General features: G+C 53.7%; 21 protein-coding genes. 10 read left to right on the forward strand and 11 right to left on the reverse strand.

The window, feature by feature from the left end; translation table 11 throughout:
- Positions 1 to 86 precede the first annotated feature (86 nt).
- Positions 87 to 1,481: a dihydrolipoyl dehydrogenase gene (lpdA, locus tag J3P34_RS02020; protein ID WP_210486205.1), complete on the reverse strand. Its 1,395-nt coding sequence runs from the start codon at positions 1,479 to 1,481 to the stop codon at positions 87 to 89.
- Between the two features lie 376 nt (positions 1,482 to 1,857).
- Here lpdA and J3P34_RS02025 point away from each other — a divergent pair, with 376 nt between their 5' ends.
- Together J3P34_RS02025 and J3P34_RS02030 are read left to right on the forward strand one after the other, a co-directional pair.
- Complete coding sequence (locus J3P34_RS02025; RefSeq protein WP_210486206.1) at positions 1,858 to 4,005, forward strand: alpha-galactosidase; 2,148 nt, start codon at positions 1,858 to 1,860, stop codon at positions 4,003 to 4,005.
- A 269-nt stretch (positions 4,006 to 4,274) separates the two neighbouring features.
- Positions 4,275 to 5,456: a Gfo/Idh/MocA family protein gene (locus J3P34_RS02030; RefSeq protein ID WP_210486207.1), complete on the forward strand. Its 1,182-nt coding sequence runs from the start codon at positions 4,275 to 4,277 to the stop codon at positions 5,454 to 5,456.
- Positions 5,457 to 5,609: 153 nt separating this feature from the next.
- On the opposite strand, the gene J3P34_RS02035 is transcribed toward J3P34_RS02030, so the two are convergent.
- Entirely contained in the window at positions 5,610 to 6,506 is an 897-nt protein-coding gene (locus J3P34_RS02035) for an SDR family oxidoreductase (RefSeq protein ID WP_210486208.1), read from the reverse strand.
- A gap of 195 nt (positions 6,507 to 6,701) precedes the next feature.
- Here J3P34_RS02035 and J3P34_RS02040 point away from each other — a divergent pair, with 195 nt between their 5' ends.
- On the forward strand, positions 6,702 to 7,697 hold the full coding sequence (locus J3P34_RS02040) for a phosphotransferase enzyme family protein (protein ID WP_210486209.1): 996 nt from the start codon (positions 6,702 to 6,704) through the stop codon (positions 7,695 to 7,697).
- Positions 7,698 to 7,921: 224 nt separating this feature from the next.
- A complete protein-coding gene (locus J3P34_RS02045; protein ID WP_210486210.1) occupies positions 7,922 to 9,151 on the forward strand; it encodes an MFS transporter in 1,230 nt (409 codons plus the stop codon).
- 79 nt (positions 9,152 to 9,230) lie between these two features.
- Here J3P34_RS02045 and J3P34_RS02050 read toward each other — a convergent pair whose 3' ends face one another.
- From J3P34_RS02050 to nudK, 8 genes are all read right to left on the reverse strand, one after another.
- Positions 9,231 to 10,016 (reverse strand): heme ABC transporter ATP-binding protein, encoded by a 786-nt coding sequence (locus J3P34_RS02050; RefSeq protein WP_210486211.1) that lies wholly within the window; start codon positions 10,014 to 10,016, stop codon positions 9,231 to 9,233.
- Positions 10,016 to 11,050 carry a FecCD family ABC transporter permease gene (locus J3P34_RS02055; protein ID WP_210486212.1) on the reverse strand — a complete coding sequence of 345 codons (1,035 nt, stop codon included), beginning with the start codon at positions 11,048 to 11,050 and terminating at the stop codon, positions 10,016 to 10,018. Before J3P34_RS02055 ends, J3P34_RS02050 begins: the two co-directional genes overlap by 1 nt.
- Positions 11,034 to 11,918 carry a heme/hemin ABC transporter substrate-binding protein gene (locus tag J3P34_RS02060; protein WP_210486213.1) on the reverse strand — a complete coding sequence of 295 codons (885 nt, stop codon included), beginning with the start codon at positions 11,916 to 11,918 and terminating at the stop codon, positions 11,034 to 11,036. The genes J3P34_RS02055 and J3P34_RS02060 overlap by 17 nt, the downstream gene beginning before the upstream one ends.
- Before the next feature lie 340 nt (positions 11,919 to 12,258).
- Positions 12,259 to 14,634, reverse strand: a complete 2,376-nt coding sequence (locus J3P34_RS02065; RefSeq protein ID WP_210486214.1) for a TonB-dependent receptor — start codon at positions 14,632 to 14,634, stop codon at positions 12,259 to 12,261.
- 420 nt (positions 14,635 to 15,054) lie between these two features.
- Positions 15,055 to 15,582: a hypothetical protein gene (locus J3P34_RS02070; RefSeq protein WP_210486215.1), complete on the reverse strand. Its 528-nt coding sequence runs from the start codon at positions 15,580 to 15,582 to the stop codon at positions 15,055 to 15,057.
- Between the two features lie 198 nt (positions 15,583 to 15,780).
- The gene (locus J3P34_RS02075) at positions 15,781 to 15,963 is read right to left on the reverse strand and encodes a hypothetical protein (protein ID WP_210486216.1); all 183 of its coding nucleotides are present in this window, start codon (positions 15,961 to 15,963) and stop codon (positions 15,781 to 15,783) included.
- Between the two features lie 44 nt (positions 15,964 to 16,007).
- Complete coding sequence (locus J3P34_RS02080; protein ID WP_210486217.1) at positions 16,008 to 16,610, reverse strand: SixA phosphatase family protein; 603 nt, start codon at positions 16,608 to 16,610, stop codon at positions 16,008 to 16,010.
- A gap of 98 nt (positions 16,611 to 16,708) precedes the next feature.
- A complete protein-coding gene (nudK, locus tag J3P34_RS02085; RefSeq protein WP_210486218.1) occupies positions 16,709 to 17,296 on the reverse strand; it encodes a GDP-mannose pyrophosphatase NudK in 588 nt (195 codons plus the stop codon).
- Between the two features lie 205 nt (positions 17,297 to 17,501).
- Between nudK and J3P34_RS02090 the strand changes: the two genes are divergently transcribed.
- From J3P34_RS02090 to J3P34_RS02100, 3 genes are all read left to right on the forward strand, one after another.
- Positions 17,502 to 18,233 carry a tetratricopeptide repeat protein gene (locus tag J3P34_RS02090; RefSeq protein WP_210486219.1) on the forward strand — a complete coding sequence of 244 codons (732 nt, stop codon included), beginning with the start codon at positions 17,502 to 17,504 and terminating at the stop codon, positions 18,231 to 18,233.
- A 613-nt stretch (positions 18,234 to 18,846) separates the two neighbouring features.
- Entirely contained in the window at positions 18,847 to 19,593 is a 747-nt protein-coding gene (gene fabG, locus J3P34_RS02095; protein ID WP_210486220.1) for a 3-oxoacyl-[acyl-carrier-protein] reductase, read from the forward strand.
- A 430-nt stretch (positions 19,594 to 20,023) separates the two neighbouring features.
- Positions 20,024 to 22,111, forward strand: a complete 2,088-nt coding sequence (locus J3P34_RS02100) for a VWA domain-containing protein (protein WP_210486221.1) — start codon at positions 20,024 to 20,026, stop codon at positions 22,109 to 22,111.
- Between the two features lie 74 nt (positions 22,112 to 22,185).
- Here J3P34_RS02100 and J3P34_RS02105 read toward each other — a convergent pair whose 3' ends face one another.
- Positions 22,186 to 22,404 (reverse strand): hypothetical protein, encoded by a 219-nt coding sequence (locus J3P34_RS02105; protein WP_210486222.1) that lies wholly within the window; start codon positions 22,402 to 22,404, stop codon positions 22,186 to 22,188.
- A 319-nt stretch (positions 22,405 to 22,723) separates the two neighbouring features.
- On the opposite strand from J3P34_RS02105, the gene J3P34_RS02110 reads away from it, so the two are divergent.
- From J3P34_RS02110 to J3P34_RS02120, 3 genes are all read left to right on the forward strand, one after another.
- Entirely contained in the window at positions 22,724 to 23,329 is a 606-nt protein-coding gene (locus tag J3P34_RS02110; RefSeq protein WP_210486223.1) for a pseudouridine synthase, read from the forward strand.
- Positions 23,330 to 23,740: 411 nt separating this feature from the next.
- Complete coding sequence (gene dnaK / locus J3P34_RS02115; RefSeq protein WP_210486224.1) at positions 23,741 to 25,681, forward strand: molecular chaperone DnaK; 1,941 nt, start codon at positions 23,741 to 23,743, stop codon at positions 25,679 to 25,681.
- Between the two features lie 209 nt (positions 25,682 to 25,890).
- Positions 25,891 to 26,130, forward strand: coding sequence for a hypothetical protein (locus J3P34_RS02120; RefSeq protein WP_210466097.1), 240 nt, complete (start codon positions 25,891 to 25,893; stop codon positions 26,128 to 26,130).
- The last annotated feature ends 170 nt before the right edge of the window (positions 26,131 to 26,300 follow it).

Genomic DNA, 26,300 nt, shown 5'->3' on the forward strand with positions numbered 1-26,300 from the left:
GTTTTAGGCTCCTTTTCGGCAAAACGGCCCCAAACAAAAAGGCCCGGGCAGAGCCCAGGCCTTTTCTATGAGGTTGTTAAAAATTCTTATAAATGGATCACCTCACCGTAAGCGGCTGCGGCAGCTTCCATCACGGCTTCAGACATGGTTGGGTGCGGGTGCACGGATTTGATGATCTCGTGGCCAGTAGTCTCCAGTTTACGGGCAACTACCACCTCGGCAATCATATCGGTTACCCCGGCGCCAATCATGTGCGCACCAAGGAACTCGCCGTACTTGGCGTCAAAGATCACTTTCACGAAACCATCTTTGGCACCGCTGGCGCTGGCTTTACCAGACGCGGAGAACGGGAATTTACCCACTTTGATCTCGCGGCCCAGTTCACGGCACTCCTTCTCAGTGTAGCCCACAGAGGCGATCTCAGGAATGCAGTAGGTACAGCCCGGGATGTTTTTGTAATCCAATGGCTCAGGGTTGTGACCGGTGATGGCTTCCACGCAGATAATCCCCTCGGCAGAGGCCACGTGCGCCAAAGCAGGACCTTTCACGATGTCCCCGATGGCGTACACGCCCGGTACGTTCGTACGGTAGAAATCATCAGTTACTACGCGACCGCGCTCAACGGCAACGCCCAGTTCCTCCAGACCCAGGTTCTCCAGGTTGGTCTGGATACCCACCGCAGACAGCACGATATCGGCCTCAACGGTTTCTTCGCCTTTGGCGGTTTTGATTTTCACCACGCAGCCTTCGCCCGATGTGTCTACTGACAACACCTCTGAGCTGGTCATGATGTTCACCCCGGCTTTCTTGAACGATTTCTCCAGGGTCTTGGAAACCTCTTCGTCCTCTACCGGCACAATGTTAGGCAGGAACTCCACCACGGTTACCTCAGTACCCATGGCATTGTAGAAATAGGCAAACTCAATCCCGATAGCACCGGAACCTACCACAACCATGCGCTTTGGCTGCTGCTCAAGCACCATGGCCTGACGGTAACCGATGATCTTTTTGCCATCGATAGGCAGGTTAGGCAGCTCGCGGGAACGGGCACCAGTAGCCAGGATAATGTGAGCGGCTTCGTAGATTTCGGCTTTGCCGTCGGCGGAAGTCACTTCCAGTTGGCCCTGGCCTTTCAGTTTGCCGTAACCGGCGATATGGTCAATCTTGTTTTTGCGGAACAGAAACTGGATGCCTTTGCTCATGCCCTGGGCCACGCCCCGGCTACGGGCAACCACCGCCCCAAAGTCAGCACTGGCATCGGCTACGTTAATGCCGTAGTCTTTGGCATGCTGGATGTACTCAAATACTTGTGCGCTTTTCAGGAGGGCTTTGGTAGGGATACAGCCCCAGTTAAGGCAGATACCGCCCAACTCAGCTTTCTCTACCACGCCCACTTTCATACCCAATTGTGATGCGCGGATGGCGGCTACGTAACCACCGGGGCCGCTACCCACCACTATCAAATCATATTTTGATGCCATGTGTCTGGATGTAAGGTTATGTACTGGCAAAGCTACATCATAAATAGGCTTTTGCCAAGTTTATCACGGAGAAGCCCTTTCCGGCCCATTTCCGCCAAAACAACCCCAAAACGTCCTCCTATCGCCTAGCAAAAGTTTGCCCGGAAGGTGCGCCCATTGACCTTTTAATAAGAAGCTGTTTAGTAAAGGCTATGGTATAGGACTCCCGCAAGTGGCAGGTGCTTTTACGCGGGGCGGGCCTTGCTTGGGGAATTAGCGCCCTTTTATCCTCTCGGATGACGTCGTTACGGTGTAACGACGTCACCTGTCAGACAGCAGCTACCGCCATACGCCAAGAAAATGTATATTGCTTTCTACTTTTCCAGACACCCAATCCATGAAGCGACTCTTACTTATTCTATTAGTTTCCCTTACCGGCGTTGCCCTGGCCCAGACCAGAAACGAATTCGTGATTGAGACGAAGAACGTGCACCTGGTCTTGTCTGTGGGCGCGAACCAGAAGCTGTACCAGAGCTACCTGGGTCCTAAACTGACGGATGCCACTGAGTACACCAAACTGCAACCGGAGCACGAGGCCTACGTGCCCGCCGGCACCGACAACCTGTTTGAGCCGGCCATCAGGGTCACGCACCATGACGGCAATCCTTCTCTGGATTTGCGGTACGCCTCCAGCCACACCGAGAAGCAGGGCAATGTCACCACCTCGCACATCACGCTCAAAGATCCCAAATACCCGGTGGAGGTGACGCTGCATTTTTCGGCCTATTTTCAGGAAGACGTGATTAAAACCTGGACCGAGATAAAGCACCAGGAAAAGAAACCGGTGGTGCTCACGCAGTACGCCTCGGTCATGCTGCACTTTGATGCGCCGCAGTACTACCTCACCCAGTTCCACGGCGACTGGGCCGAGGAGATGCGCATGCAGGAAAGCAAACTCACCAACGGCACCAAGGTGCTGGACAGCAAACTGGGCAGCCGCGCCAACATGTACCAGACGCCGGTGTTCTTCCTGTCCAAAAACAAACTAGCGGATGAAACCATCGGTGAGGTGCTGGCCGGCACCCTCGCCTGGACCGGAAACTTCCGCTTCGCGTTTGACATGGACGAGAAACAGTCCCTTAGAATAGTGGCGGGCATGAACCCGTACGCCTCTGAGTACAAACTTCCCAGAAACGAGACTTTTACCACGCCAGCATTCATTTTCACCTACAGCACGCAAGGCAAAGGCACCGCCAGCCGCAACTTCCACCGTTGGGGCCGCAACCACGGCATCCTGGACGGGAATGAGCCCCGCTACACGCTGCTCAACAACTGGGAAGCCACTTACTTTGACTTCAATGAAGTGAAACTGGCCGGTTTGTTTGAGGATGCGGCAACCTTAGGAGTGGATTTGTTTTTACTGGACGATGGCTGGTTCGCGAACAAATACCCGCGCAACAGCGACGGCGCCGGCCTGGGCGACTGGCAGGAAAATAAAGAGAAACTCCCCAACGGCATCGGGCACCTGATCAAGGAAGCGGAGAGCAAAGGCGTAAAATTCGGGATCTGGCTGGAGCCCGAGATGGTGAACCCCAAAAGCGAGCTCTATGAAAAGCACCCCGACTGGATCCTGAAACTGCCCAACCGCGAGGAGCACCTGTACCGCAACCAGCTCATCCTGGATCTGGTCAACCCCAAAGTGCAGGACTTTGTCTACGATGTGGTAGACAAGCTGCTCACCAAGCACCCCAACATCGCCTACATCAAGTGGGATAACAACCGCATGATGACCAACGCCTACTCGCCGTACTTGAAAGAGAACCAGTCGCACCTCTATATTGAGTACACCCGCAGCCTCTACAAAGTTTTGGATCGCCTGCGAAAAAAATACCCGCACCTGCCTATCATGCTCTGCTCCGGCGGCGGCGGCCGCACCGATTACGGCGCCCTGCCCTACTTCACCTCCTTCTGGCCCAGCGACAACACCGATGGCGTGGAGCGCGTCTTCATCCAATGGGGCTATTCGTACTTCTTCCCGTCCATCGCGCTCTCCAGCCACGTCACTTCCTGGGGCAAGCAGTCTTTGAAGTTCCGTACGGATGTGGCCATGATGGGCAAACTGGGCTTCGATCAGGAGATTGACAAATGGACAAAAGACGAACTGGCCTTCAGCCAACAGGCCGTCAGGAACTACAAGCAATGGAGCGAGATCATCTGGAAAGGCGACCATTATCGGCTGCTCTCACCGTATGAGGGTAACCGGGCGGCCGTCATGTATGTTGCCCCAGCCAAAGACAAAGCCGTGCTGTATTCCTTCAACCTGCACACGCGCTTCAACGAGACCATGTTCCCAGTGACCTTGCAAGGCCTTGATCCGCAGAAGAAGTACAGAATAGAAGAAACGAACCTGTTCCCGGGCACCAAATCCAATTTCGCGGCCAACGGCAAAACCTTCTCCGGCGATTACCTCATGAAAGTAGGCTTGCCCATCTCCCCGGATGCCGCAGCCCTCACCAGCCATATTTATGTGCTTACGGCGGAGTAAACATGAAAGGACCTGAACAGAGAAAAAAGCCTTGATCTTTCCTTTGTCACGGTGGAAGGCTCCTTCCTTTTCCATCCTGGCAGGATCTTCTCCCCCTTCTTTTGTCATCTTGGAAAGGTCTTGTGGGCAAACTGTAACAGCGCCTTTCTAGCTCGCCACCAGGATTCTTTGAGGATGACAAATTAATAGAGGTTAGCTCCACCTGGCGAGCCTTGTAACCAATTCCAAACCAAACGCATATAACCTTCATCCACCAGCCATTAATCTCCATGAAGAAAAACCAACCACACTTTCTCCCCAACCGAAGAAGTTTCCTGAAAGGCTTTTCTTTGGTGCTTGGCTCCACCGCCTTCGGTTTTCCTTTTTTCTCGTTTGGTTCCTGCCAATCTGGTGGTAATTCCGGCGTTAATAAAGAGAGCCAACCGGCCGCAGAAAATCAGGGTAACGCCAAAAAACTGGGCATTGCGCTGGTGGGGCTGGGCGGCTACGCCGAGCATCAGTTAGGCCCGGCCCTGAAAGAAACCCAACACTGCTACCTGGCGGGCATTGTCACCGGCACTCCTTCCAAAATAGACCGCTGGAAATCTGAGTACAACATCCCAGACAAGAACGTCTACAACTACGAGAACTTCGACCAGATCGCCAATAACCCGGATATCGACGCGGTGTACATTGTGTTGCCCAACGGCTTGCACGCCGAGTACACCATCAGGGCGGCCAAAGCGAAAAAGCACGTCATCTGCGAGAAGCCCATGGCCACCAGCGTAGCCGATGCCCAGCGCATGCTGGACGCCTGCCGGGAAAACAATGTGCAACTGACCATCGGGTACCGGCTGCATTTTGAGCCGCACAACAAACGCGTGATGGAACTAGGGCAGAAGCAGATTTTTGGCAAGGTTCAGAGCATTGAGGCCCGAAACGGCTTCAACATCACGGGCTCAAACCCCAACGTCTGGCGTCTTGACAAGAAACTGGCCGGCGGCGGACCGCTCATGGACATGGGCGTTTACTGCGTACAAGGGGCCTGCTATACGCTGGGGCAAACCCCGGTGGCAGTGACCGCTACGTTTGGCCAGGTAACCCACAAAAACTATTTTGACGAGGTGGAGCAGTCCATTGACTGGCAAATGGAGTTTGCCGACGGTGTCATCGCCGATTGCAGCACCAGTTATGCCGAGGGTCAGGGTTTATTGGCCGGCAAAGCCGCCAATGGCTGGTGGCGTTTAAGCCCTGCTTTTTCGTATTCTGGCCTAAGAGGCGAAACCAGCAAAGGCAAAATGAATTACCCCGATGTCTATGAACAGGCCCTGCAAATGGATGCCCAGGCACTCAGCTTCAAGAACAAACAAAAATCAATCGTACCCGGCGAGATGGGTCTGCGCGATGTGAAAATCCTGATGGCCATCTATGAATCGGCCCGTAACAACGGCAAGCGGGTGACCATTTCTTAATGGGTTCTTTGCTTTGATCAGAATCGCTACAATCAACAAACTATAAAAACTGAATCGGGCCTGTTTTACCAAAAACAGGCCCGATTCAGTTTTCCTGACTAATGACTCAAGACTCAGAACTCCGGACTCAGGACTAAATCATTGAACTCAGGACTAAATAGTTGGTGTCCCGCCGGTCACCTGCACGGTGGAACCGGTCATATAGCTGGAGTCCTCCGAAGCCAAAAGCACGTAGATCGCCGACAACTCCACCGGTTGGCCGGGGCGTTTCAGCGGCGTGTCTTTCCCGAAGGTTTTCACATTTTCCTTGGGCATAGTGGCAGGAATGAGCGGCGTCCAGATGGGGCCCGGGGCTACGCAGTTCACCCGAATGCCTTTGTCGGCGAGGATCTGCCCCAGGTTGGCGGTGAAGTTCTGGATGGCGCCTTTGGTGGCCGCGTACGGCAGCAGCATGGGCGAGGGTTTGTAGGCGTTCACAGAGGTGGTGTTGATGATGGTGGCGCCCGGTTTCATGTGCGGCTCGGCAGCTTTGCACAAGTAGAACATGGCGTACACGTTGGTCTTGAACGTCTTGTCAAATTCCTCGCTTGAGATTTCCTGCATAGACTCCCGCGCCATCTGGAACGCGGCGTTGTTCACCAGGATGTCAATCTGCCCGAACTCGTCCACGGCACGCTGTACAATGGCCTTGCAGTGGGCCTCATCGGTGATGTCGCCGGGTACCAGCACGGCTTTGCGGCCGGCCTGCTCAATCCATTTGGCGGTGTCGCGGGCGTCTTCTTCCTCGTTGAGGTACGAGATGAGCACATCGGCGCCTTCCCGTGCAAACGCGATGGCCGCCGCTTTCCCAATCCCCGAGTCGCCCCCGGTGATGATGGCTTTGCGACCGGTCAGTTTTCCCGAGCCTTTGTAAGATTCCTCGCCGTGGTCCGGCTTTATGTCCATCTCCGACTCTTCGCCCGGTTCACTCTGCGTAGACTCGCTGAAGGGCGGTTGGTCAAACTTCTCCTGAGGGTCTTGCTGCTGCGTTGGATCTTGGTTTGAATTCATAGTTTCTAAATGGTTGTAGTGATGGTTCAGTTACTTCCATTTTGAAACGAGAAGATTCACAAAGGGTTAAGCTTACAAAATCTTTAAAACCAATCATAACCCACCCAAATCTACCTCCAGGGTGTTTCCGTTTTCTGCCTGATTTTTCAAAACCGGCACCGAACTTCTTCACCGGGATTTGCCTAACTTTCTGACATGCAGCCTCTGTTCCCCACCTCCTACTCCACGTTCAGTACCCCGGCGCTGGCCTCTTTTCTTTCAATAGCTTACGGATTGGGACCTACGGATTGCCAGTTCCTACTTAGAGGCGTGGGCGACACCTATTTGGTGCAGACGTCCACAGAAAAGTATATCCTGCGGATATACCGCGCCACCCACCGCTCGCTCCCGCAGATACAAGCCGAGACGGAACTGCTGCTGGCTTTGCAGGAGGCCTGGGTTCCGGTATCTCACCCCGTGAAAGACGTGGCCGGACAACTGATCCAGGCCTTGCCCGCGGCCGAAGGCACCCGCCATGCCGTGCTGTTCACCTTTGCCCCGGGACACTCCGTACCTATTCTGAACGAGAAGCAGCTAACGGTGCTGGGCGCACAGATGGCCCGGTTCCATAATGTGTCCTCCGTTATCCAGCTCAACGACTCCCGGTGGACTTTTGACGTGGAAACTACCCTGCTGCAGCCCCTGGCAAACATGAAAGACGCCTTTGCCGATTTCCCCCAAGACTATGCCTGGCTCCAGGAGGTGGTGCAAAAAACGCAGGAAAAACTGGCCAACCTGGATGTCACGCAATTCTCCAGCGGTTACTGCCACTTTGATTTCATGCCCAAAAACTTCCACTTTGAGGGTGATGAGAAGCTTACCTTCTTTGACTTTGACTTCTTCGGATACGGTTGGCTCGTGAATGACCTCATGACCTTCTGGCAACAAATCTGCCTGGATGTGCTTTCCGGGAAAATGACCCAGGATGCCGCCGATGCCGCTTTCGCCACTTTTGTAGCCGCTTACCGGGAGCACCGGCACCTCAGCGAGGAAGAATTAGGCGCCATCCCTGCTCTCAGCGTGGGGTTCTGGCTATTTTACCTGGGCTTCTATCCTACCCACGACCAATTCACGCCTTTGCTTCAACCCGCCCGCCTACAGCAGCGCATGGGTCTGTTCAGAAAACTCCATGAGCGGTTTTGGATTAAGTGATAGCTTCTAACAAAGCTCCCCAGTGAATCTCAGCGGTCAGCTTGCGATAACTAAATGAGCGTTTTAGAGCCGCTTTCCTGAAATCGACCTCAAAACCGCCTGGCCTATACTGAAAGAAACCGGATTTCCGTAGACTATCAGCGGCATGGACCGTATACCCGCTCCTGAGATAACCGCCGGCGCCACTTGCAAAGCGCGTATATTTGCGGACTTTTCACCTGCTTATGACAACTCATTCCGTTTCCGCCTCCTCCGCCCACGCCCATCCGGAACTTACCAAACTTAATCTTTGGGTTATGACCATCGCCACGGGCATGGTGGTGGCCAACCTGTATTACAACCAGCCGCTGCTGGGCAAAATCGCGGTGACGTTTGGGGTATCAGAGGCCTCGGCGGGAAGTCTGGCCATGCTCACCCAGATCGGGTACGCCGTGGGCATGCTCTTTATTATTCCGCTGGGCGATATGCTGCGCCGCAAGCGCCTGATCATGATTGATTTCGCGGCCATTATCATTGCCTTGCTTTTGGCGGCCGTGGCAGTGAACATCCAATCTTTGATGGTGGCCAGCTTCCTTATCGGGGCTACCTCGGTTATTCCGCAGCTTTTGGTGCCCATGGCGGCGCACCTCGCCAAACCCGAAGCCCGGGGCCGCACGGTGGGTTTTGTGATGAGTGGCCTTTTGATCGGTATTCTCCTGTCCCGCACCGTGAGCGGATTTGTGGGCGCGCACCTGGGTTGGCGGGCCATGTTCTACATTGCGGCCGGCATGATGGCGGCGCTCTGGGCGGCGCTTTATTTCCTGCTGCCCGAGGTGCACCCGGATTTCAAGGGCAGCTACAAAAACCTGATGAAGTCGTTGATTCACCTTATCAAAGAGCAACCCATGCTGCGGCTCGTTTCCTTGCGCGGGGCCCTCTGCTATGCCACTTTCGGGGCATTCTGGACTACGCTAGTGTTTCTGCTGCAGGAACCGCCTTTTAATTTGGGCAGTGATGCCGCCGGATTGTTTGGCTTGGTGGGCGCCGCCGGGGCCTTGGGCGCTTCCTACATGGGCCGCCTTAACGACAGAGGAAATGCCTATACCGTTACCACCGTGACCATTGTGCTCATTTTGCTTTCTTACGTGGTCTTCGGGTTCTCCGGAAGTAGTATTGTAGGCCTGGTAATTGGCGTGATTCTGCTGGATTTGGGCGTACAGGCCACCCACATCTCCAACCAAACCTTTATCTTCTCCCTAATCCCCGAAGCCCGCAACCGCCTGAACACCGTGTACATGGTGACCTATTTTGCGGGCGGCGCCTCGGGCACCTTCATTGCTAGCCAGGCTTGGCACCTTTGGAAATGGAACGGCGTGGTGGCGGTTGGACTGATTTTCTCCGGGTTGGCTCTGCTGCTGCACCTGTTGTTCATGCGTCATGTAAATTCTCCGGCTCCTAGCGTGGTCAAGCCTTAAAACGAATTCCCGTTCAGGGGCCATTTCCTTAAAAACGGCTCCTAAACGGGAATTCGGCAGAAGCTCTAAGCTTTCGGCTTTATTCAAAAAACAGGTAAAGCGAGTCTTTTTCTTCTTCGGCCATGACCACAGGCGTGAGCCGATAGGCCGCTTCAATGTTCGCCGGCGTGAGCACGTCCCATTTGCTGCCTTCGGCCAGAACCCGGCCATGGTGGATCAACACAATCTTATCCGAGAATTTGGCAGCCAGGTTCAGGTCATGGACCACACCTACCACGACTAAATCTTGGTGTTGCCGGAGCAGGTCCTTGACCTGGTGCATGAATTGAAACTGGTAGTGCACATCCAGAAACGAGAGCGGCTCATCCATGATGAGGTAGCGGAACTGGTCGGGCACGGGGTACCAGATCTGCGCCATCACGCGGGCAAACTGCACGCGCTGCTTCTCGCCCCCGCTCAGGGTCAGGTAATTCCGATCGGCTATGTCCCAGACCTCAAAGTAGCGCATGGCTTCCTCGCAGGCCTGCTCGTCTTTATAGGTGGGTTTGATGGAAAAATGCGGGTAGCGGCCCATCATGACCACTTCCCACACGTTCAGCGGAAACGCCAGGTCCACGTTCTGGGACAGCACAGCCCTTCTTTTTCCTAGTTCCAGGTCCGAGAACACTGTAAGAGGTTTGTCTTCTAGGAGCACTGTACCCTGCGCCGGTTTCAGCTGCTTGCACAGGACCTTCACCAAGGTGGATTTACCGGCGCCGTTCGGCCCGATGATGAGACTGAGTTTGCCCGGTTCAAACGTGGTGGAGACGTCCTGCAGCAGGGTTTTGCCGCCAATCTGATAGGTGATGTTTTGTGCAGACAGCATTAGAAATACACGTTTTTCTTCCGTAACAACAACAGGAAAACCGGCACCCCCACCGCCGAGGTCACAATCCCGATGGGCAGCTCAGCGGGGGCCAATAAGAGACGCGCCACCAGATCCGCCAAGCTCAGCAGAATACCACCCATCAACGCACTCCCAATGACCAGAAACCGGTTATCTGAGCCCTGCAACAGCCGTAGCAGATGCGGCACAATGAGCCCGATGAAGCTGATGACGCCCGTAAACGAAGTAGCCACCGCCACCATGACCACGTTGATGAGCAGAATGGTGAACTTGAGCTTCTTGAGGTTGATGCCCAGGTACTGCGCCTCTTCCTCCCCAATCATAAGCGCGTTCAGGTGCTTGGTGTAGCGCAAGGCCACCAGGATACAGGTGATGGAAACGGCGCCCACAATGCCCATCGAGTGCCAGTTGGCTCCAGAGAGCGTGCCCAAAGTCCAGAAAGTGATGGATCGCGCCTGCGGGTCCCGGGCGATGTAGGACATAAAGCCCACCCCGCTCAGAAACAAGGCATTGATGGCGATGCCCGTAAGCAGAAGCCCCACAATAGAGCTCTTGCCCGATTCCTTGGATTGCGCCAACGTGAACACCAGCCCCGTGGCCAGCACCCCGCCCGCGCAGGCCGCCAGCGGCAAGGTCCACTCGCCCGTTCCGAAGTGGAACACCGAGCCCAGCACGAAGTACAAAGCCGCTCCGAAGGCCGCGCCACTGGAAGTACCCACCAGCCCCGGCTCCACAATGGGGTTCCGGAACAAGGACTGCATGAGCACACCGCCCACCGCCAGGCAAGCCCCCACCACCACCGTCAAGAGCGCCCGGGGCAGGCGAATCTCAAGGAAGATACGCTCGTTCAGGCTCAAGTCCTCGGGGTGTGAAAAGGCCTGGTTTAAGGCTGATGACATTTCCTGCAGCGAGATCTGCACCGCCCCAAACCGGATGGACAGCAACGTGACCACCAACAACAAAAGGACAAGCACCGGGTACAGGCAGCGGTATTGCTTATTGAACCTGCCCATTCTGGTGAATTAATTTCTGCAGCGCCAGCACGTTCTGCCCAGTTCTAGGGCCCAGGTACACCAGATCATGCTCCTCTACTCGGTAGATGCGGTTATTTCTGAAAGCCTTGGTAGTCGAGACGCCCGGCAGCTCGCTTATCTTCTGTTTGGAGCCCAGCTTGTCATACCCGAAATCGGTGAGCAGGATAACGTCTGGGTCAGACTGCGCCACTACCTCCGCCGAGAGCTGTTTCATGCCTTTTTCACCTTCCACGGCCATGGTGCCGCCGGCCCAGCTCACCATTTTGGCCCCGGTGCTTTTGCCTGTCATGACCAGGTACACATTATTGGCCTGCCCGTAATGGATGATGAGCACTTTTGGCTTGTTCGGGTAGTTCTTGGCATTCTCCAGCGCCTGCTGCATCTCCCTGTCCAGCTTCTGGGCCAGCGAATCGGCTTGCTTTTCTCTATGGAAGTATTGGCCCATCTCTTTAAAAAGCAGTTTGGTGCTGTCCAGCGTGGTGCCGTTCACGGGAAACTGCTTCATCGGGATTTTGAGTTGCTCCAGCTGCCGCACCACGTGCTCTGGCCCGATGCTGGCCGGGCCGTCATGGATGATCATGGTAGGTTTAGCCGCCACCAGGCCTTCCAAGCTCAGCGCCCGATGATAACCCACCGTAGGCAGTTTCTTAGCCGCCTCGGGGTAAGTGCTGGAGACATCCACGGCCACCAGGTTCTGCTCCGCACCAAGGGCGTACATGATCTCCGTGTGTTGTTTGGAGACGCTCACAATGCGCTCGGTATTCTCTTGTTTCTGGTCTTTGTTCTGGAAACGCTCGCAGGACAGCAAAGCAAGGCTGGCACTCGCCAGGATCAGGTATTTTCTCATTTTGAAGTTTGATTTAGTTTTTGAGGTGATGAGGGCTATGGTTTTGACCCTTCTCCCTTCTTTATCATCATGACTCTCCCTCTTTCTTTCACTTCTACCCCTCTTCTGTCATCATGGAAAGATCTTGGTAGCGAACTAGACAAGCGTTTACTCAAGCACTGTTACAGTTCGCCCACAAGATCCTTTCAGAATGACAAAAGAGGAATGGTAAGGAAAAAAGGATTCTGTGAAAGGAATACTATGGTTGATTCTTAATAAACCTGTGAGGTTTTGGAAACCTCACAGGTTTTCCGATTTCGACCTGATTTCATCAAAACAGACCGAAAGCGGAATTAAGCAGTTAAAACTTGTACCCGAAGTTCAAACCGCCGAAGTAGGTGGCTTTGTAGGCTGCTGGCAAGTAGATGTTGGGGTTATTGGAGGTGGAGTAAGCATCAAGGAACACCATGTTGTAGTACAGGTCACCGGTGAGGTTGTTGCCGCCGGCAAACACATCCAGAGACACATGGTTGCCCAGGGTCTTGCGCCACCCGATTTTGGCATTGAGCAGGTTGTAGCTAGGCGCGCGGTGCTTGGCGTCATAGGTGATGGGCATGTCATCCACGTGCTGGAAGGTGGAGTAAAGGTAGAAACCCGACTTCAGCTCCACGTCTATCCCGGCATTGAAATTCTGCTTAGGAACGCCAATCACGGCCTGGCCCGAGTAGTCCGTGACCACGCGGGTGTTGGTGGTGCCCACTTTCACAATGCTCTCGCGGGTGAAGTTGTCATAGGTGAAATCTGAGTAGGTGTAGTTCACAAAGGGCTTCACCAAAGTCACGAAACCTTCCTCGTTCTGGATGAGGCTGTAGTTCAGGGCCACTTCCAGGCCTTTGTTCGTCTGCTCTCCGGCGTTCGCGCTGATGGTGTACAGGACGGAGCCAGACTCCGGATCAGTGTAGGCCTGGGTAATGATCTTGTCTGTTACCTTCAGGTTGAAGAGCGCCACCTGGTAAGAAAGTCTCTTGTTTAGCAGACTGCCTTTGCTGCCCACCTCGTACTGCGTGCCTTTCTCGGGTTTCAGATTATCCAGCACGCGGCCGGCCTGCGGAATCACCACGGCCGTGGAAGCCGGCGGCGAGTAGCCCTGGCTCACTGAGCCGTACACCGTCACGTTGGGCATAAGCAGTTTCTGCAGGGCCACGTGCGGCGTCACCACGGTCTTGAAGGTCTTGTAGCCAGACTGATCGGCGTGCGAGGCGTTGGCCGAGTTGGTGAGTTTGTCGGTGATGCCGTACTCCACCCGGTTGGCGCTGGCTCCGGCAATCAAAGTAAAATCAAGGGGCAGTTGCAGGTTCCACTCCGTGAAGGCCGAGTATTGCACCGCCGCTACTTCCAGGTCTGCCGTGATGCCGCCCAGGGCGCCGCCGGTGCCCAAAGCGTTGGTTTTCCGGAACGAGTTGGTTTTCTGATACTCGCCGCCCACGGTTCCGGTGAGGCCCTGAAGCACGTTGGCCAGGTTGATGTTGAACTCGGTGCGACCGCCCAGGTTGTAGGCCATGTTGCTGTTCAAGCCTGCCGCCGAGGCCTGCTCCTGCCGGTAGTTGCTGAAGTAAGCGCTGGTGTTGTTGCTGAACACGTCTGAGAAAGCATAGGTGTGCGACAAGCCGCTTCTGAAGCTCTCGTAGCTCACGCGACCGTTGTTCTCCAGGTATTTGGCCTCGCCCTCGTTCTCTTTGTTGAAGAAAGAAGCGCTGTCTAACTGGCCCGCCATGGCGTTGTAAGAGTTGTTATATGCCGCGTACGCTGTAATGGACTGTTTGTCTGAGGTCCTGAAATCGCCTACAAACGTGGCGAAGTCTTTTTTGGAGTTGGTATGCACGCGGTAGCTGTCATAGTTCTGATGGCCGTAGTTCACTAAAATGGACGCGCGCTCATTGGCGCTTTCCAGGCGGGTGTTGGTGCTCCAAAGGCCGTAGCTGCCCACCACGCCTTCCTGTACCAGGCGCGTAGTCTGCGCCTCGGGCCGGAGGGTGAACATCTTCACCACGCCGCCGATGCCGGTACCGTACAAACTGGAGGCAGGTCCTTTGATGACTTCCACCTTGCCCAGGGTAGAGAAATCCACATCATCCAGCACGGTTACGCCCTCGGCATCGGTCACGGGAATTCCGTTGAGGTACGCCTTGTAGCCCGCACCGTTGAAGTTGAGCTGGTTTCCGTTGGCCTGCGGCAAGCCGTAGCCCCGGATGAGGATGCGTTGGCCGCCGTTCATGGTGCGTTTTTCCATGCGCACACCCGGCACCAGGTTCAGGGAACTCTCCAGGAAGATGCCCTCGCTGCGGGTGAGCTCCCGGCGCGTCAACAACCCGATGGACTGCGGCTGGCGCAGCACCGGGTTGGTTTCAGAGGCGGCCGCGCTTACTTCTACCTCATTCAGGTTGGTATTGGACGGCGTAAGCCCGATCTGCAGGTACTGGTCGCAGATTTTCACCGATCCGCTAAAGGTTTCATAACCCACAAACTTCACGGTTATCGGCGTGGCGCCGGTGCATTCTAAGGTAAACTCGCCTTTGGCATCGGTGGTAGCGCCTTGGGTGGATGATACCAGCACGGTGGCGCCCACCAGCGGGGTTCTGCTGTAGGCATCGTACACGCGGCCTCTTAGCTGGCCGTTCTGCGCCGCTGCCGTGAGGGACAAAAGCAGGCAGCACATTAATTGTATGTATTTTTTCATAAGAAGTTAAAGGGGAAATTGAGGGGAAAAGACGGTTCTGGGGCCTCCATTTTGAGGCACAGCGGCAAACGCAGGCACAGGTTTCCCTGCCATTTCTTGGCGGTTTTCTAAAAATTATCTTCAAAACAGCACACAGCCTTCCCTGCGGCCCAGAGATAGTCTTATCCCGGATAATTGGTTTTGGTTAATTGAGAAATGATTCATCACGGCAAAGCAGGCCAGCCATTATCATGACGATTCCTGAGGAACCCCGCCATGCACAAAGGAGCAGCCTTACGCGACACTTCATGGTTTCTGCTTATCCCTGAAAAAACGGGCGAAAAACGGCAACAGCGTTCATCCAGGCTTTACCCGCCTGCCCAATTTTCAGGATGACCAGAATATGAAGGTCGTTTTGCCCTGAAATTTAGAAAATGAGAATCAAGCCAGTTTGGGCGGCGGAACGGGGATGTCCTGCCAGATAACGGAAAGTGAGAATTGATAGAAGAAAGCTGCCGGGGTGGCATCGGCCAGGAAATGCAGCGGGTAAGCTATTCTGGTGGTCTGGTAGGCTTTGGCCAGGTTCTTCACCAGTTGTTTGAGGTTCTTCTGCTTGGTGGAACGGGTCATGTAGTCCTGCACCAACTCGTCCAGGGCCTCAAACAGGTCGTGTTCCTCGGTATCGGTGACGCAGTGGTAGAGCAGCAAGTCCGCCTGGCGCTGCACGCGCACAACATCGTACATCATGCCCTGGTAACGGAACTCCCGGCCCTGCTCTTTCCAGTCCAAGACGGCCACTTCTTCGGGGGTAAAGGAAAGCTGGTGCAGTTGATCAGGGGGCAGGCCTTCTTTGATGCGTCTTTTCACCTCTGAGCGCACCTGCGCCTGCAGCATCACCAGCACCAGCGAGCTACCCACGCTGTGGAAGAGGAAAAGCGAAATTAGCAGAAAAGAAAGCAGGCGTTTCAAATGGGGGTATAAAAGCAGGTAGCGAAAGACAAATAAAGCACCTGGCTTTTTCCCGTGCAATGGGTAGAAGTTGGGTTCCTGAAAAACCTGGGGCAATGAAGCAAAAAACGCTTCCTGATAAGTGAAAGGGTTTGGCGGCCGTTTTCTCTAAAACAGCCACGATTTGAGTTTTACTAAGTCAGGGCACAAAGGTGATGGTTAGTCTCCGCCGCAGTCTCCCCCATCGCCCCCGCAGTCCCAACCATCTGAATCAATATCACAGGCATCAACATCAGATGAGCTGATGAACCCATCTGAATGGAGTGATTTCCCTAGCTTTCTAGTGTATATTTTAAACGCAATGAGCGTCAGGAGACCTCCAAAAAAGACCGCTAAGTCCATGCTTAGAAGCTTAATAATTAGAACTACCCTCCACTACCTGAAACCTAGTTCGCAGGAACTGCTGATGCTTCGCCGTACTGCTGCACGTCTACCTGGGGTTCTTTGCCCTCGCGCAGGGTTACTTTGAAGAGGTAGTCATATTGGTGATCGGCAATCTCAGCGAAGGGTTTCTTGCCGCCCAAGGCTTCTACCAGGGACAAAACGGTATTGGAATGGCCGGCCACGACTACGGTTTTACCGGCGTACTCCTGCTTTATCTTCTGCGCCAGTCCGGCAAAATCGCGGGCGTCATAAACCTGGATTGTCTGCTGCAGAGTTGTGGCCAGAGGTTGCAGGGTTTGCTGCGTGCGCTTGTATTTGGTGGCAAAAAGCGCGGCTACCGGTGCTGAGGCAAACTTGGTTTTCAAGACCTCGGCACGTTTTTGGCCTGCTTCTGACAAATCGGGGTCATCGGTCATGTTACCATTGGAGGCCGCTTTCTCGGCGTGGCGCACCAGGTACACCACGGTTTGGGGCTCCGATGTCTTTTTGGAGGCTCCGGTTGCTGGGTTTCTCTTTCCGGCGGCTTTCTGCGCCGAGAGGTCAAATAAGGAGAAGACTGCCAGAAAACAAATTCCCAACAGAAAAAACGGCTTCATACGTTTCATAGGTAAACAGATAGTAGACAAACCAAGGTAGCACAATTCTCTGAATTCTACCGCACTTTGGTTAAGGCGTGATTTTGGAAAAATCGGGCAAAAACAGGTTAGTTGCCCAGCAAGCCGTGAATCTGGGCGTACTGCAGCAGCATGATGGTTTTGGCATCTCTGATTTCGCCGGTATTCATCAATTGAAGGGCTTCCGGAAAAGGCAGTTCTAGCACCTCAATATTTTCCTGTTCCTCGGCGTGGCCTCCGCCCTCGTTTACCTTCATCTCCTTGCTGTACTCGGCCACAAAAAAGTAAAGCTTCTCGGTGACAGAACCCGGTGACATGTATGCTTCAAACACTTTCCGCACGTCTGACACTTTGTAGCCGGTCTCCTCCTCGGTCTCCCGCCTGATGCAGTCGGTGGGGTTGTCATTGTCCAGCAGACCGGCGCAGGTCTCAATGAGCATTCCGTCTGCGTTGCCGTTGAGGAAAGTGGGCATCCTGAATTGCCTGGTCAGGATAACGGAGTTGCTCTGGCGGTTATAGAGCAGAATGGTGGCTCCGTTGCCTCGGTCATAGGCCTCGCGGCTTTGGGTTTCCCAGGCGCCGTCCGGCTTCCGGTAGTCAAAGGTCACTTTGTTCAGGGTGTACCAATTATCAGAAAGGATTTCTGTCTTGATGTTCTTTACTCTGGGTTCAGACATACGTAAGTTCATAAGGTATTTTTCTCAGAGATGCCTTGGAAGATGACGGCTCCGGATAAATTTTTCAGCCAGACCCAACCGTCTTCTTCTTTTTGTTTTTCAGGTCCCTACAAGAGGAATAGAAAGCTTAACGAACAAATATGTAAAATATTTACCTATAACTATATTTAATAAAATCAGTATGTAGCAGGAGTAAGACAACACTATGCAACTGACACTTTCTGCCCGCCTTTTTACCCATATTTACCTGTTCTGCCTCTTGCTGGCGCTGGCCGCAAGCAGCTGCAAAACCGCCAAAACCCATTACCGCGAGGGGCTGGAGCGCGCCAGCAAAGACGATTACATTGGGGCCATACGGGAGTATGATGCCGCCATCGCCAAAAAGCCCGATGACGGCAGCCTGTACCGCCTGCGGGGCGTGGCCAAATACGAGATGGACGACTTTGACGGCGCCCTTGCCGATTTCTCCCAGGCCATTCTCCTGGTGCCCACTGATGCCGAGTCTTTCAAATTCCGTGGCGATATCAGGCAGAACCGGGGCCAGTATAAACAAGCCATTGAAGACTATAACCAGGCTATCACACACCAGCCTAACTACGCCAAGGCCTATAACAACCGCGGCCTTAACCGGGCACGGCTTAAAGACATCAAAGGTGCGGTGCAGGATTTCAGCCAGGCCATTGCCCTGCAGGAAGACTATGCGGTGGCGTACCTCAACCGCGCCAACGTACGCATGCGACAGAAGCAGTACAACCTGGCCCTGGAGGACTACGGCAAAGCTATTTCCCTGGACTCCAACATGGTGCAGGCCTTTTACAACCGGGGCGTCCTCTACCATACCCAGAAGAACCGGCGCGCCGCCTGCTCAGACTGGCAAAGAGCCTTTGAACTGGGCTCCCCCGATGCCGGCAACCTCCTCAACCGTTTCTGCAAGTAATGTCATTGATCTAAAAAGATTTCATTCATTGGGTATCACGCATTCCGGCCCATGCTCATTTTAAGGCAAGGCCATTTTTATTCTTTGATTTCTATGGTTCAAGTCTGTGACTTGGACCTAAAATGATCTAAAGTTTGCAACTTCAGTGAGGCGGCGGCCTCAAACCGGTTTTGCCGATCTGCAAACAATAAGCTTCACCTCAGAAGGAACCTACCCTTCCGAGGAGGCGAATCTTCACAATCGCCGTTTGCCATTCTCGCCGATGTTGGTGTTATCACCAATAACCTGTCTTACGGTGGCCGACGCAAGGGCAACCACAAGGGATTGCCCCTACAATTCGGAAATGCCATAATCAATACGATTGGTCATCCCCTACCCCCTTCAAAGGGGGACGGAATACGTGCAATCGACTTAAGCTTTCTGTTAGTAGAAAGCTTTGGGCAGCTTCTTTCCTTGCCTCCTTTTCAACCAATTTTCCTAAAAACAGGCCGTAAACGGAAGCTCGTGGTGAAAACCTTGGGGTGTTACTTTGGCTCCCGTCTGCAATTAGTATATTTGGCCCTGAGAACCGGGGACCGTCTACTTTTTGGTGATGGCCCTTTAAAGAAGCACTATGAAATTACTGGAAGGAAAAATTGCCTTAGTAACCGGCGCCTCTAAAGGCATTGGCCGGGCCATCGCGAAGAAATATGCCGAAATGGGTGCCAATGTGGCTTTCACCTATCTCTCCAGCGTGGAGAAAGGCCAGGCCTTGGAGCAGGAGTTAGCCGAGTACGGCATCCAGGCCAAAGGTTACCGCTCAGACGCCTCTGACTTTACTCAGGCCGAGCAACTGGTAGAATCTGTGGTGAAAGACTTCGGGAAACTGGATGTGCTGGTGAACAACGCCGGTATCACCAAAGACGGCCTGCTCATGCGCATGTCTGAAGATCAGTGGGATGCCGTTATCAATACCAACCTGAAATCGGTCTTCAACCTGACCAAAGCTGCCACGAAGCACATGATGCGCGCCAAGAGCGGTTCCATCATCAACATGACCTCAGTGGTGGGCATCAAAGGCAATGCCGGACAAGCCAACTACGCCGCTTCTAAAGCGGGTATCATCGGTTTCACTAAATCAGTTGCTTTGGAACTGGGCTCCAGAAACATCCGCAGCAACGCCATCGCTCCGGGCTTCATTGAAACCGACATGACCGATGAACTGGATGCCAACGTGGTAGCCGAGTGGAGAAAAGCCATTCCGCTGAAACGCGGCGGTGCCCCTGAGGATGTAGCCAACGCGGCTGTGTTCCTGGCATCTGACCTGTCTGCCTACGTAACCGGCCAGACCCTGCAGGTAGACGGCGGCATGCTTACTTAAGTATGACTGCTAATTGCTGATTGTCAATTGCTGATATTCTTCAAAGCCGATGTGGGTGCAGACCTTCATCGGCTTTTTCATTGTGGGGCAATTCCATGTGGTGGCCCTTATTGGATGCCACTTAAGTATAAGTTGTTGGTGAAAACACCAACAACGGCTAGGGAACTAAACAGCACCAACCCCCACTGGAAGGCTTTTCAGCTCCATGGATAGAAGACAACCACTATCAGGAAATCTGGTATAGGTAAAGCAACAGCAAACTCTGACATACACACAAGTCAGGGTTTCTCTTCTGTTTTCAGAAAAACAGCCCTCAAACCCGGTTGCAGGCAATAACTTAGAGTTCTGGGCAGTTCAGAAGAAAAGATGTATGTCTTCTGTTGAACATGTTTTATCTTGCTCCTTGATCCTGTGACCTAACTCACCGTTTGTGCAATCACTCCAAATTCACACTGCTTATTCTCCTTGGTATGCATTGCTTTGCCTGGCGGCAGGGATAGGTGTTTCCTGGTTCATGTACCGGCGGGGCGGACCCTGGCCCACAGGCCTGCGTTTGCTGTTGGCATCGTTGCGGGCGTTGCTGGTGGCCTTGGTATGTTTCCTGCTGCTGGAACCGTATACCCGCCGCATCAGGCAGGAGGAAGTGAAACCCAAAGTAGTGCTGGCCCTGGACAACTCCCAATCGGTGGGGCTGTTCACCTCCAAAGCTGAGCTGAGCCGCACCCTGCAGGGCTTGGATGCCTTGGCCGAAAGATTGCAGAAAAGCGGCCTGGAGGTAGTGAAACAATCTTTCCAGGAAGCTGATAGTGCTGCGGCTTCTTTTGCCCAGACCCCGCTCAAAGCCCCGATGACCAACCTCCACGCCCTGGTGGAAAAAGGCGACCGCGCCTTCAGGAGCCAGAACCTGGCGGCTACGGTACTCATCTCAGACGGAATCCACAACCAGGGCCCCACCCCTACTTTCCAGCTTTACAACGCCCCCATTTACCCGCTGGCCTTAGGCGATACCGTGGCTAAGCGCGATGTGGTGCTGGAGGAAGTACAATACAACAAAATCAACTACACGGGTACCTCTTTCCCGGTGGTGGCGCGCGTGCGGCACAACGGCTTTAACGGCACCACCGCCACGGTACTGCTGCAGGAAAACGGGAAAACCGTACAGCGGAAAACCGTCTCTCTGCCTCGCGGCGGCACGGTACAGACCTCTTTTCAAGTAACCGCTGCCCAGCCGGGCAAGAAACACTTCCAGGTGCTGGTACAACCGCTCACCGGCGAGTTCACCAACCTTAACAACAGCCGACACGCCTACCTGGAGGTGATCAAAGGCAAACTGAAAGTGCTGGTAGCCGCCGCCGCCCCTCACCCCGATATCAAAGCCCTGAGAAGCGCGTTGCGCACAAATCAATTATTAGATGTGGAGGTAGTGCTGGGGCCTTTCCAAAACCCATCGTTCAAGACGCCTTATGACGCGGCCATCCTCCACCAGATCCCCAATGCCACCGGGGTGGGCACAGACTGGCTCCGCCGATTAAGGACCGCCCGCGTTCCCACATTCTACATCCTGGGGGCCCAGACCGATTTCAACGCATTTAACTCCCTGCAAGCCGGCGTGCAGCTCAACCGCCCATCGCCCCAGTTTGACGAGGTGCAGCCTCTGCTCAATACCACCTTCCAGCGCTTCTCCGCCGAGCCCACTGCCCAGACCCGCATCAAGGCCTGGCCGCCCACGCCCGTCACCTTCGGGGAATGGCGGATTGCGCCGGCCGCCGAGGTTATCCTGCAGCAGCAGGTGGGCGCCGTACGCACCACCAAACCGCTCCTGGTCTATAAACCCGCCGCCCCTACCCCCTCGGCAGTACTCCTCACCGATGGCAGCTGGCAGTGGCGCCTCACCGAGTCCGTGGACCACGGTTCTTCCCAGATTTACGATGAACTCATGACCCACCTGGTGCAACTGCTGGCCAACCGCCGAAACCAGAAGCGCCTGCATGTGTACCCAGTCAAAGATGAGTTTGAGGCCTCTGAAGGTGTGGCCCTCCAGGCCGATGTTTTCAACGCCGTGCAGGAGGAAATCTTCGGGCAAGACATTTCGCTTACGCTCACGCATGAGGGCGGCAAACAAACGCGGCACCGTTTCCGGCACGAGCAGGGCGGCGAAGGTCTGCGCCTGGGCAACCTGCCCGTGGGCGTGTACCGCTACACCGCCACCGCCAGGGTGGAAAACCAGAACTACACCGATGCCGGCGAGTTTGTGGTGCAGGAACAGAACCTGGAATCGCTTATGGCCGTGGCTGACCACAGTTTGCTGAGCCAGATCGCTGAGCGCTCGGAAACCCGCCTGTACTACCCGGCCCAACTAGCCCAACTGGAGCAGGACCTGATCAAAGCCAACTTCAAGACCATCCTACGCAGCCACGAGGAGGAGAAAGACCTGCTGGAGCAACCCTGGTTCTACTTCCTGCTGCTGGGTCTGGCGTGTGCTGAGTGGGCGCTACGGCGTTTCTACGGCAGTTTGTAGAAAATGCCCTCAAAACAGGTTTTCACCACAAACAAAAAGGCTGCTTTGAAAAGCAGCCTTTTTGTTTGTGGTGGTTATTGCCCGGTTGTTGCCCCGGCAGAATCGGTGGCAGGCGGAATGGTGTCTGCGCGGTTATCGGCAGCGCCGGTCTCATAGTCCTGAGCCCGTACGCTAGGGTCCCGGTCTTCGGTGGCAGTGGGCTCTACGTCTCCCTCTTTGGGTTTTGTGGTGGAATTACAGCTCGCCAAGTAGAACATGGGGATGGCGGCGCAAAGGATCAGGCACTTTTTCATAGTTTCAGGTTTTGGTTCAGTACATTTTATCAGGCCTTGTTATGGGTGAACGCCACAAAGCCGCCGGGATCTTTCTCATTCCCAACTCCCTATACGGATTCTTTCAAGCTAAGTAGTAAAGCCGATTTTGACCTGTTTTCCAAAAATTAGGTCGAGAACGATTGCAGCCATTATTTTCCGTTGATTTGATCACGCGCATTTTAATAAGCCTCCCTCTCTCCTTTTCACCAGGCAGTGACAGATTAAGCCTGAATTCAGAAAAACACGCCCTAAACAGAATCAAAGCCGTACTTTTGTCTGTCATACAACCGCTACCACCTTGCAGTACCTCCTCCTCAACAAGCCTTTTGAAGTTCTCACCCAGTTCACCGATGAGAATAACCGTGCTACCCTCAAAGACTATGTGGCGTTGCCTAACGTGTACCCCGTGGGCCGGTTGGACTATGACAGTGAGGGCCTGGTGCTGCTCACCGATGACAAGCAGCTGCAGCACCGCCTCTCTGACCCTAAATTCAAGGTGGAGAAAACCTATTGGGTGCAGGTGGAAGGCGTGCCTACAGACGAGGCGTTAGACCAACTGGAAAGTGGCGTGCTCCTGCAAGGCAAGAAAACGACGCCGGCTAAAGCCAGACTGCTGGAAGATGTCACCTTCTGGGAGCGCTCCAAGCCCATCCGGTTCCGGGCCAACATTCCTACTTCGTGGATAGAGATTAAAATCAGCCAGGGCATGAACCGGCAGGTGCGCAAGATGACGGCGGCCGTGGGCTACCCAACCTTGCGGCTAGTGCGGGTGGCCATCGGGCCTTTGCAACTGGGCTCTTTGCAGCCGGGCGAGTACCGGGAGTTAACTTTTGAAGAGGTGAAGCTCCTCAAAGGCTTGGCGAAACCGGTGAATACCTTTGTAAGGCCTTATAAAAAGCGGTAATGCGTTTTAAGCCTGTTTTCAGGAAAACAGGCTTAAAACAGAAACGTAGCGTCGTTACACCGTAACGACGTGGCGCCACGGAGCCCCCTCTCTTTCATCTTCCGAAACGGTGCTTGCAACAATAACCACTTTTGCTTTGAAGGACCGTTAGCCGATAATGGGGCATTTCTGTTTCATAGAACCACGGCGTTACGGTGTAACGCCGCTACATTGGGGCTCTTTTCTGAAAAACAAGCCAAAAACGCCGCCTGGCCTGTCACGTTCTGCCTAAACTTCGTATAGCCTTTTTCATGGTCTTCAAGAGAAATGACATTGTGTCACAAAACGGCAGAAATCCGGCCTTGGCACATCTCTTGTTAATGAGAGAACATCAAGTTTAAACTAGGAACTACTAAAATAAAACTATAGACAATGGGAAAAATCATAGGCATTGACTTAGGAACTACCAACTCTTGCGTTGCTGTAATGGAGGGGAACGAACCAGTGGTGATTCCGAACAGCGAAGGCCGCCGGACTACACCGTCCATCGTGGCATTCCTGGACAACGGGAACGGTGAGCGTAAAGTAGGGGATCCTGCCAAGCGTCAAGCTATCACTAACCCACAAAATACCATCGCGTCCATCAAGCGTTTCATGGGCCGCGGCTTTTCTGAAGTAAAAGAAGAAACCCAGCACGTTTCTTACAACGTGCAGTCGGGCAGTAACAATACCGTGCGCGTAAAAATCGGTGACCGTGAGTTCACGCCGCAGGAGATTTCTGCCATGGTGTTGCAGAAAATGAAGCAGACTGCTGAAGACTACCTGGGCACTTCCGTGACCGAGGCGGTGATCACAGTTCCTGCTTACTTCAACGACGCACAACGTCAGGCTACGAAAGAAGCCGGACAGATTGCCGGATTGGATGTAAAACGTATCATTAACGAGCCTACTGCCGCTGCATTGGCGTACGGTTTGGATAAAAAACACGCTGACCAGAAAATCGCGGTATACGACTTAGGTGGCGGTACTTTCGATATCTCTGTTCTGGAGCTGGGTGACGGTGTGTTTGAAGTATTGTCTACCAACGGTGATACCCACCTTGGTGGTGACGACTTCGACCAAGTAATCATTGCCTGGTTAGCCGATGAGTTCAAAGCCGAAGAAGGCATGGACCTGCGCAATGACCCAATGGCATTACAGCGTTTGAAAGAAGCTGCTGAGAAAGCTAAAATCGAGCTTTCCTCTTCTTCTGAGACAGAGATCAACCTGCCATACATCACTGCTACGCAGACTGGTCCTAAGCACTTAGTGCGCAGACTGTCTCGTGCCAAGTTTGAGCAGTTAGCTGATGACCTGGTACGTCGTTCTATGGAGCCGGTGCGCAAGGCGTTACAAGACGCTGGCTTGCAGCCAAGTGACATTGACGAAGTAATCCTGGTGGGTGGTTCTACCCGTATTCCAAGAATCCAGGAAGAAGTAGAGAAATTCTTCGGCAAGAAACCATCTAAGGGTGTGAACCCGGATGAGGTAGTAGCCATTGGCGCCGCTATCCAGGGTGGTGTATTAACCGGTGAGGTGAAAGACGTTCTCCTTTTGGACGTAACTCCTCTTTCCTTGGGTATTGAAACCATGGGCGGGGTGATGACCAAACTGATTGAGTCTAACACCACCATCCCAACCAAGAAGTCTGAGACTTTCTCAACTGCTTCTGACAACCAGCCAAGCGTGGAAATCCACGTATTGCAGGGTGAGCGCCCAATGGCCCGCGACAACCGCACCATCGGTCGTTTCCACTTGTCAGACATTCCACCAGCACCACGCGGCGTTCCGCAGATTGAAGTAACCTTTGATATTGACGCCAACGGTATCCTGCACGTGTCTGCCAAAGACAAAGGCACCGGCAAAGAGCAGAAAATCAGAATTGAGGCTTCTTCCGGTTTGTCTGAGCAAGAAATCGAGCGCATGCGCAAAGAGGCTGAGGCCAACGCCGAGTCTGACCGCGTAGCGAAAGAGCAAGTAGAGAAAGTGAACCAGGCTGACTCTATGATCTTCCAGACCGAGAAGCAGTTGAAAGAATACGGCGACAAACTATCTGCCGGAAACAGAACTGCCATTGAGGGTGCCCTTGGTGACCTGAAGAAAGCGCACGAGTCTAAAGACATCGCCGCGATTGACAGCGCCATGGAGAGCATCAACAATGCCTGGCAAGCGGCCTCTCAGGAGATGTACGCCGCCACTGGCGGAGCCGGACAGCCAGGTGCTGATGGTGGTTTTGGAGGTGCACAACAGCCAGGTTCTGACGGACAAGGCGGTGCCACCCAGTCTGCCAGCAGTGACAATGTAACCGATGTGGACTACGAAGAAGTTAAGTAATTTAAAATAGGTTTAGTTGAGAAAGCCCTATCGCCTTGCGGTAGGGCTTTTTTGTTTTACCCCTAGACCAGCGAATAAAAAACCTTGTTTATTCCATGTTCTACGTCATTTTAAGCGTGTTTTACTTAATACAGCACAAAACCGAACAAATACTGATAACCAACCACTTAACACTCCCGTAATATTTGGTTAATATCTATTTTACTACCATGCATTACGCCATTTACTCCCGAAACGGTACCCCCGCCTTTTTAGAAGAGGAAACATTGGTACTAGCAAAGAACACCCTGAAGGTGCTGCCTGAAGTTAGCCCGGTCGCGTTATTGGATGAAGAAGGATGTTTATACCCTATCAGACAGGAAGGGAATAAACCGTTAGAAGAGGCCTTGTTTGCTGCGGACTATCTTGATCTGGATTTCAAGAAGGTTTTGAATCCAATCGGACTGTAATTGAAGTCCAACACCAGCACAAAGGCCACTCTTGAAAGGGTGGCTTTTTTTATTTCACGGCAGGCCATTCCCTTTCATCACCTCCACAAAGAATTTTTCTCTTCTCACTTCAACCCCGCTACTGACTGAGGCCAGGTAGGTATGGTTTAAGTTCTTTCAAACAGGATCGG

The sequence above is a fragment of the Rufibacter aurantiacus genome (assembly GCF_017916345.1).
GTDB lineage: Bacteria > Bacteroidota > Bacteroidia > Cytophagales > Hymenobacteraceae > Nibribacter > Nibribacter roseolus.